The organism is Thermogemmatispora sp. (assembly GCF_019683755.1).
Classification (GTDB): Bacteria; Chloroflexota; Ktedonobacteria; order Ktedonobacterales; family Ktedonobacteraceae; genus Thermogemmatispora.
This window is the reverse complement of sequence record NZ_JADGHT010000209.1, coordinates 1-8,358: the sequence shown is the minus strand read 5'-3', so window position 1 is coordinate 8,358 and position 8,358 is coordinate 1. Positions and strand designations below refer to the sequence as shown.

Genomic DNA, 8,358 nt, shown 5'->3' with positions numbered 1-8,358 from the left:
CAAGAATGCTCATCAATACACCCCTTCTGCTGCTTGCATACGATATCACCGTTCATGTCTGCCTATCCGGCCCTCATTATAACAAAGGGCCGCTGTTTCCGTCGAGTTGTCGTAGTCATGTTTCATTTGACAGGTGGTCTCTCTAGATGATATACTAAGGCGTCCATTATGTGGATAATATTCCACTATGTGGAAAGGAGGCGCTGAAGCGATGCCGTCGGAGGAGGCGCGCGCGACGCGGGTCGGAGTCTTAGACAAGGCGATGGCCATTCTAGGGGCCTTCCCGCGAGGGGAGAGCGCTCTGTTGCCCCAAGAAATCGCCGAGCGGACCGGCCTCCCCCTCCCGACCGTCTACCGGCTGGCCCAGGCCCTGGCTGAACATGGGCTACTGATGAAGGAAGGCTCGCGCTTCCGTTTAGGGCTGACCCTCCTGCGTCTCGGGCTACTTGTTGCCGAAAGTATGGACGTCCGCAGGCAGGCCTTGCCGCATCTCACCTGGCTCAATAGCCAGACAGAAGAGAATGCTGAGCTGCACATTCGGCAGCAAGAGACGCGGGTCGTGATCGAGGTGGTGCGCAGTCCGCACAATCTGCGTCCCTTTGCTGACATTGGGGCTCCGCTTCCTCTGCATCGGGGTGCCGCCGGTAAAGTTCTACTGGCCTGGCTTGCCGAAGAGGAGCGCCGTGCTCTGGCGCGCGCCAGCCATGAGCGCTTTGATCGCGAGCAGGTGAGAGGAGAAAGGAGCTGGGATGAGGGAGCCTTTCTCGCCGAGCTAGAGCAGGTACGGCGCCAGGGATGGGCTTACAGCGAAGGAGAGCGAGTCTCTGGAGTAGCGGGCCTCGCGGCGCCCATCTTCGATAGGAGAGGTCAGGTAGCGGCGGCGCTCACCCTCGTCGCGCCCGCTGCGCGTCTAGGGCCGCAGCAACGGGAGCGAGCCATCCCCCTGGTCTGCGAAGCCGCGCGGCGTGCCTCCTACGACATGGGCCATCCTGGCAGTGCAACTGACGCTGGAAGCCTGCAGCGGCAAGAACAGCGCCACCAGCGCCACAACGGTGTCGGTGCTGAGTCGCTCACGCCGTAAGTGGAGGCGCCTGTGAAACCAGTCGCTCTTTTCGGGAGTACTGGCAATTGGGAAGGAGGTCACCAACCATGACGCTCGTTGAAGAGCTTGCGAACTTTGTCGTACGCAGCCGCTATGAGGATCTCTCGGCGGAAGCGCGCCGTGAGTTAAAGATTCGCGTTCTCGACTCATTGGGGTGTGCCATTGGAGCTTTAGAGGGGCGACCGCTGGCTATTTTGCGCGAGCAGATTAAGGACTTCGGGGGCAATCCGCTGGCGACCTTGATTGGTGGGGGCCGCACGGCGCCGGATCGCGCTGCTTTCTATAATTCCGCCCTGGTGCGCTACTTGGACTTCAACGATACCTTCATTGCAAAAGGAGAAAGCTGCCATCCCAGCGACAATCTGGGGGCGGTCCTGGCAGCTAGTGAGTATGCCGATCGCAGCGGCCAAGATTTCTTGACAGCGCTGGCGGTGGCCTACCAGGTACAATGCCGGCTCTCAGAAGTGGCTCCGGTTCGGGCCAGGGGCTTTGACCACACTGTCGAGGGCACCTATGCTGTCGCGGCTGGCGTTTCGCGCGCATTGGGCCTCGATGCGCAGCGTACTGCCAACGCCATTGCGATCACCGGCACGGCCTATAATGCCCTGCGCGTCACTCGGACAGGCAGCATCTCCCACTGGAAAGGAATGGCCTATCCCGCAGTAGCCCATGCTGGCACCCATGCCACCTTCCTGGCCATGCGTGGCATGACCGGCCCGGCCGAGGTCTTTGAGGGGAATAAGGGCTTTATGGAAAGCATCGCTGGGCGCTTTACAATCGACTGGTCGCGCGAGAACCTGGAGATTGTCCGCCGCACAAGCATTAAAAAGTACAATGCTGAGTTCCATTCGCAGCCAACTCTGGAAGGTATCCTCCAATTGCGTGAGCAGTATCAGCTGCGAGCTGATCAGATTGAGCGCATTGAGATCGATACCTTCGATGTGGCCTACCATATCATCGGCGGTGGTGAGGAAGGAGACAAGCGCATTGTGCGCACCAAGGAGGAGGCCGATCATAGCCTCCACTACATGGTTGCGGTGGCCCTGCTCGATGGCAAAGTAACCCCTGAGCAATATCGACCGGAGCGCATTGCGGCGAGCGATGTGCAGACTCTGCTGCGCAAAATCGAGGTGCGGCCCGCTGATGATCTCAGTGCTCGCTTCCCGACTGAGATGCCTTGTCGCATCCGGGTTCTGCTAACCGATGGGCGGCGTTATGATCTGGAGATCGCCGACTATCCTGGCTTCTACAGCCGCCCGTTGAGCTGGGAGCAGGCCCTAGAGAAGTTCGAGAGCCTGGCGGCGCCCTATACCGACAGCGAACTGCGGCGTTCCATTGCCGAGACAGTGCAGCATCTGGATGAGGTGCCGGTGCGCCAGCTCACGGCCTTGCTCGCTCAGGTGCGCCTGCCAGCCGCGGGCGGGCCTGCCCTCTGAGGCCAGAACGAGCGGAGCGGCAAGCAGCTCAATCAACTGGCACGCTGTCTGTTTGCCGTTCCTCTCCTGTCGGCCCTCTTGGGCTGAACGGATTGGCGCACGAACAAGCAACGAAGTCTATGGAGAGCAAGAGGTAAGGAGGGAATACGATGGCAGAGCGTGGCTTTACCTTCCTGCGTATGAATGAGCGGCAGAGCAAGCCGCGCACGCGTGGTATCACCGAGATCCGTGGACCCTACTACACGGCGATGGGCAAGCGCTACCTGGAGGATGTGCTGGAAACCATGGGCGAATATGTCGACTCGCTCAAGTACGCTGGTGGCTCCTTCACGCTGATGCCGCCTAAAGCTGTGCGTGAGCTGAACGAGACCGCTCATCGTTACAATGTGCTGGTCTCGACTGGCGGTTTCATCGAGTACGTCCTGACGCAGGGAGCGCAGGCCGTTGATCGCTACATTAAAGAATGCCGCGATCTGGGTTTCGACATCATTGAGATCTCCAGCGGCTTTATCACGATCCCCATCGACGACTGGCTGCGCCTGGTGGAGAAGGTGCAGAAAGAAGGCCTGAAGGCCAAGCCTGAAGTGGGCATCCAGTTCGGTGCTGGCGGAGCGACCAGCGTTGAGGAGCTGGAAGCCGAAGGGACGCGTGATGTGGGCTGGGCTATTGCCCAGGCTAAGCGCTTTCTGGAGGCTGGCGCCTACATGATCATGATCGAATCCGAGGGAATCACAGAGAATGTGAAGACCTGGCGTACCGATGCCGTAGCCAGGATCATCGCCGAGCTGGGCCTTGAGAAGGTGATGTTCGAGGCCGCCGATCCCGAGGTCTTCACCTGGTATATTAAGAACTATGGCCCCGAGGTCAATCTCTTTGTCGATCACAGCCAAATCGTCCAGCTAGAGTGCTTGCGCTCGGGCATCTGGGGTACAAAGAGCGTGTGGGGCCGCATCCTGACTTACAAGGGTGACCAATCCTGATGCTGCCGCACCAGGCTCCAGCCAGAAAGCAGCGGCTGTCCTGTCTGGCAGCATGCTAGCTAGAGAGGAGAGCTGGTCTTCCAGTCCTCCTCTCTTTTAGTTGCCTGGCCTTGGAAGGAGTTACCCGCCAATGGACTGCAGGCCAGCGTTACGGGGCTGGACATTGCTCCGCTGCCTGCCTGTCTGCCTGCCTACAATGCGCTCAACAGCCTGGCGCCCCCCAACGAAGCGGAGCAGTGACGCGGTCTCCATGTCTGGGCCCACTGCTGCTTGAGGCCTGAGCCAATTGAACGTCTCGCGCCATCTCAGGCGATGACACTCGCAGAGCTATCTCGGCGGGAGCCGTGCCGCTGGGAGGCCAAAGCCTATCGCCTGAGCACCTCCTACTTTGCGCGCGCAGCCCATGCCCTGACAGAGTGAGTCAGGCTGTCATCCGAGAGGCACGCCGCCAAGGAGGAGCGCCGGGTCACAGGCTTCTGATGTTTGTCGCGGTCTTGGTCGCCCCAGCAGCATAGCCCTTCTTAGAGCGTACGCGCGACAGTACTGCCTATGGGATAGTCGCAGAGTAGAGAGAGGTAGAAGAGGGCAAGCGATCGTGGGCGGTGCGGCGGAGCGTTGTCGGACGGAGGCCCCAGCCTCCATCTCATGGGAAGAGCGTGAGCAGCGCTGCTGGCTGGTAAGCCCAATACTCAGGCCGCTCGGCCAGCACCCTTTCCGGCGGAAAGATGCCCCCCCAGAGAGCGGCGACTGCCACCATCCCGGCAGCATGAGCGGCGGCCATGTCGCCGGGATGGTCGCCCACATAGGCCAGTGCCTCCATCGGCGTCTCTGCTGCGAGCAAGCCGGCTGCGATCAGCTTCTCGCGGGCCTTCCAGAGCGGCGCAGGATGAGGCTTACGCTCCGCCGTATCCTGGGAGGTCACGGTGATCGTCAGCAACGTGCTCAGCTCCAGATGCTGCAAGTCAGTTGAGAGGCGCTCTGGCCCGGTGTTAGTCACTACCGCCAATGGATAGCCGCGGCGCTGCAGCTCCTCCAACAGTGCGCGTACTCCTGGATAGAGGCAAGTCGAGCGATAGCCTTCGTGAGTGTAGTACCAGAGATAGGAGGCCGCCACCTCCGCGGCCTGGGGGCCGGCGTAGAGAGCCGTACTCTCAGCCAGGCGCAGCGGTGAAATTTGTCGGAACTCCTCCAGCGTGCGAGGAAAGACCCGGCCCGTATGTTGCTTATAGGCAAACTGCATTGCCGCCATCATAGCGCGAGTCGAGTCGGCAATTGTCCCATCCCAATCGAACAATACCGCCTGAAAAGAGCGGACCGTTCTGAGATCGGCAGTCACTCGTCTGGCATCTCCCCTATCTTGATACTGTCGGGTCTCATCCCAAGCGTGCGCGGTCTTCGCTATCGCTGCTTATTATAGCGCAGAGACAGGGCATGGCTGCTAGCAGCTCTGCCAGCGTCCGATCTCCCGCCGGGGTCATCCAGCAAAATCAATCTCCTTGCTATGCTCTCCGATTACCGTTTGCGCAAGGCAGCGAAAGAAAGAGGCCATTGAGTCGAGCGGGTAACCTGGCAGGAGAGGAGAGCCGGTCAGGCCTCCTCGTTGCCCGCTCCCTCTGTCTTCAACGAGCAGTGCTCTGCTAGCTTCTCGTTGGATGCCTGCTGAGCAGGAGATCCCAGCACCCAACGAGAAGCGATCCAGGGAGGCAGCACCAGAGTCACCAGAGCGGCACAGCCGAGCGCCAAGGCGCTGGCCGCCATCTTCCCTAACAACCAGACCATTGGCCAGGCAGGAAGAAGTGCTCCCGCTATGGCCAGCGCCAGCAACAAGAGCCAGGCTTGCCAGCCGACCCGATAGAGGCGTGCATAGGCGACGCCGCCAAGCAGGCCGCAGAGTAGCCCCAACAGCACCCAGAGACCAGTTAAACCCAGTGCCAGAGAAAGGGTCATTGCGGGCCTCCCTTTGCATGCAAGCATCTCAGGAACCAACTAGCGTAATCTTCCAGATAATCGTTGCCAGGCGGCTACTGTCGCCGAGCAACTGCAGTGGACTCAAACCGCTGCGAACCTCAACGTGCTGGAAGATTCCAAACTCGGCCATATCGTAGGGATGGTGCAAGCGTTGCAAAGCGGCAGCGAAGGCGCGAGTTTCGGTAAAGGGAACATAGGCATCGCTGCGGTCATGCAGCAGGAAGATCGGAGCCTCGATCTCAGCGACTACGCCTGCAGGAGAAAGCTGCGCTAGCAAAGCGCGCATCTGAGGAGAAAGCGCCGCCAGGTTCGCCGCCACCTGCTGCGGCTGGTCGCCGGCGAGCAGGTGGTAGGCGGCGCGCGTACTGGGGGAGAGCTGGCTCAGCTCTCTGCTAGTCAGCGGTCTTCCATTCTGAGCGAAGGCAGAGCGCAGGAGAGCCGCCTCGTGAGGAGGGAGAATAGTGCTCAGTGTATGAGCCAGCGCCTGAAGCGGCACATAGTAAGGAATCCAGAGCTGGGTGTGATCATCAACCTGCAACTGATGGGTAGCGATGGCCTCCAGCAGCGTCATAGCCTCAAAGAAGCCCCCGAAAGAGAGCACAAAGGCCACCTGATGGCGGATGCGCGGATCAGCAGCGGCGAAGCAAGCCAGAGCGTTGCCGGCGCTGAAACCGACCAGGCCAATGTGTGCAGGGTCAACATCGCGGTGGTGAGCCAACAGCTCAAAGACCTGCACCACGGCGACGCTATCCTCGCGGCGCAGCACAAAATCGAAGAGCGCCGGTGTCCCGACGATAGCCACCACCATCCCATCGCTGGCCAGCGCGCGTGCGAAATTCACCAATTGGACATCGGCGCGATTGTCACCCAGACCAGCGATCACCACCACAGCCTGCCGGCGCCCAGGGATCAAAGGAGTAGCGTCATCAGGCGCGTACAGATCCAGATAGACAGGGCCAGCAGTAGCGGAAGCCAGCGTTGTGCGGCTAAAGCGGACCGGCTCACCGAACAGCCTCAAGGCAGGCCCCTGAGAAACACTCAACAAAGCTGGCAGAAGAAGCCCTGTGCGCAGACTGGCCCGGCCCCAGGGAGTCAGGGAGAGCAAAAAGCCAAGCAGCGTCAGCACAATCAGCAGGGCCTGAGCTACCCGGCGTCCCCAGGGCGGCCTCTGGCTGGTCGCTGGGGCGAATGGTGCGTCACTGCGAGTCGAGTGCGGTGGGACCGGAGAGGCTGCCTGCCCTGGTAAGCCGCCTGGCAGCAAAGGCGCGGAAGCAAAAGACGCCTCAGACTGGAAACAAGCCAACTGATCCGCTGACAGTGCCAGCCTCGCCTTGGCTCTGGCTAAGGGAAGCCAGCACGCTTGCCAGGCGCCGACCAGCAAACGGCAGCTCAGCGGCGGTGAACAGAGCGGAGGCCTCGCATACATGGCCGCCTCCCTCGGAAGCAAGAGCAGGAACAACAGCACACCTGAGAAATCTCAGAATCTCAAACGAAAGAGGCAGCTCAGAAGCAACAGCCTACGCTGTTCTGCATCAATCTGCAAGAGAGGCCGGAGGCCTGATCGCGAACAGCGCACCGAGCATTCAGGTCCCAAAAAACCAACAGAGAGGGCAGCCACAGCAGCGAGACGAAGCGAGACCTGACTCGGCACTGGCCAAGCGGTGGGCTGCCCGTTCCAGCCGCTAGCGGAGCCTCTCATACTGCCAGGGGCCTCTGCTTGGCCCCCATCGTCTCATCACTCAGCAGCGGCCTCGACTACCACTGGACCACTAATCACCTCTTGCGAAACGAGTACCACAGAGCTTCCCAGTGTACCCATCCAATGAGCAGCTACCTCATCGGCCTCACGAAGTTGGCGCGGATCGGCGGAGAGATTGATGGTCACCAACTGATCTTCACGATTCACCACATAGAAGCCCATGAAGCCGGGCAAACGGCGCATCGAAGGCACTAGATCCTCTTGGATGCGTCGGATCACAGTAATCACCTTGCCACTATCGACGCGATACTTACGAATCGTACCTTGCATCGCAATAATCTTCCTTTCACCAGGTCCAGCAGGAAATAGAAGCGAGAAAAGAGCAAGCAACAGTCGACGCTGCCCCGTACCGCTTCGGCCAGGCCGGACAAACGGGGCAGGCGCCCACCCACTAGTAGTATAAAGTATAGAGGCAATGAGGGGAGCAGATCGGACTGCCATACCGACCCCATGTCTGCCTGGGAAGAGCCGCCTGAGAAAGGAGCCTGCGAGTAGGAAACTGGCCAGAAGAACAATGCAAGAGGCGCTCCGCTGCTGCAACTGAGCGCAGAGCCGCGTACAATATTTCAGGAGGAAGGCCAAGAGCCTCGGGCGGGAGTAGCAAGCAAGCAGAGAAGAAAAGGACAAGAGGGGTTGGGGAGAGCTTTCCTACTCGTGGCTGAATAGTGAACGCTTCCATATGTGCTAATCCCGCTCCGGTGTGATATGCTTAATGATGGCAAGCTGGTTAAGAATCGGCATTGTGTGGAGATAGGCATGGACCTGAGTGTTGATGGCAAGTCAGAGCGAATTCCATACAGCTCGCACATCTGTCAGCTCTACAGCAAAGTGACGGAGATTGCCGGGGTCACAGCCCGGCTGCTGCGTGCGGGGATCATCGCATCGGAGAAGTGCCTGTTTGCAGCGGCGCCTGCGCAGGTGCAGGAGTTGCGTGAAGAACTGGTAAAGCTGCAGCTTGACGTAGACGCCTTAATTGCCAAAGGGCAGCTTATCCTCTCTTCGGAGCGCGAGCCGTTTCTCTCCAACGGGAAGCGGTTTGATCCTTATTTTTTATTATCTACGCACCAAACCTTTATTACCCAGGCGCTGCGCGATGGCTGGAAAGCGGTAAGG

The 8,358-nt window shown here is 59.8% G+C and carries 9 protein-coding genes; 4 read left to right on the top strand and 5 right to left on the bottom strand.

Annotated features, from left to right (window positions below):
* The first annotated feature begins 211 nt into the window (after positions 1 to 211).
* The 3 genes from IRZ24_RS13390 (at position 212) to IRZ24_RS13380 (ending at position 3,518) form a co-directional block, all read left to right on the top strand.
* Positions 212 to 1,081, top strand: a complete 870-nt coding sequence (locus IRZ24_RS13390; RefSeq protein WP_297165074.1) for an IclR family transcriptional regulator — start codon at positions 212 to 214, stop codon at positions 1,079 to 1,081.
* 68 nt (positions 1,082 to 1,149) lie between these two features.
* Positions 1,150 to 2,538, top strand: coding sequence for an MmgE/PrpD family protein (locus tag IRZ24_RS13385; protein ID WP_297165072.1), 1,389 nt, complete (start codon positions 1,150 to 1,152; stop codon positions 2,536 to 2,538).
* Between the two features lie 149 nt (positions 2,539 to 2,687).
* Positions 2,688 to 3,518, top strand: a complete 831-nt coding sequence (locus IRZ24_RS13380; RefSeq protein WP_297165070.1) for a phosphosulfolactate synthase — start codon at positions 2,688 to 2,690, stop codon at positions 3,516 to 3,518.
* Between the two features lie 120 nt (positions 3,519 to 3,638).
* On the opposite strand, the gene IRZ24_RS13375 is transcribed toward IRZ24_RS13380, so the two are convergent.
* The 5 genes from IRZ24_RS13375 to IRZ24_RS13355 form a co-directional block, all read right to left on the bottom strand.
* On the bottom strand, positions 3,639 to 3,770 hold the full coding sequence (locus tag IRZ24_RS13375) for a hypothetical protein (protein WP_297165068.1): 132 nt from the start codon (positions 3,768 to 3,770) through the stop codon (positions 3,639 to 3,641).
* Between the two features lie 391 nt (positions 3,771 to 4,161).
* A complete protein-coding gene (locus tag IRZ24_RS13370) occupies positions 4,162 to 4,854 on the bottom strand; it encodes an HAD hydrolase-like protein (RefSeq protein WP_297165066.1) in 693 nt (230 codons plus the stop codon).
* Positions 4,855 to 5,105: 251 nt separating this feature from the next.
* Positions 5,106 to 5,465, bottom strand: a complete 360-nt coding sequence (locus tag IRZ24_RS13365) for a hypothetical protein (RefSeq protein WP_297165064.1) — start codon at positions 5,463 to 5,465, stop codon at positions 5,106 to 5,108.
* Positions 5,466 to 5,493: 28 nt separating this feature from the next.
* Positions 5,494 to 6,912: a hypothetical protein gene (locus IRZ24_RS13360; RefSeq protein WP_297165062.1), complete on the bottom strand. Its 1,419-nt coding sequence runs from the start codon at positions 6,910 to 6,912 to the stop codon at positions 5,494 to 5,496.
* Between the two features lie 309 nt (positions 6,913 to 7,221).
* Positions 7,222 to 7,515 (bottom strand): hypothetical protein, encoded by a 294-nt coding sequence (locus tag IRZ24_RS13355; RefSeq protein WP_297165060.1) that lies wholly within the window; start codon positions 7,513 to 7,515, stop codon positions 7,222 to 7,224.
* A 486-nt stretch (positions 7,516 to 8,001) separates the two neighbouring features.
* On the opposite strand from IRZ24_RS13355, the gene IRZ24_RS13350 reads away from it, so the two are divergent.
* On the top strand, positions 8,002 to 8,358 hold a 357-nt coding region (locus tag IRZ24_RS13350; RefSeq protein ID WP_297165058.1), incomplete at its 3' end, for an MEDS domain-containing protein.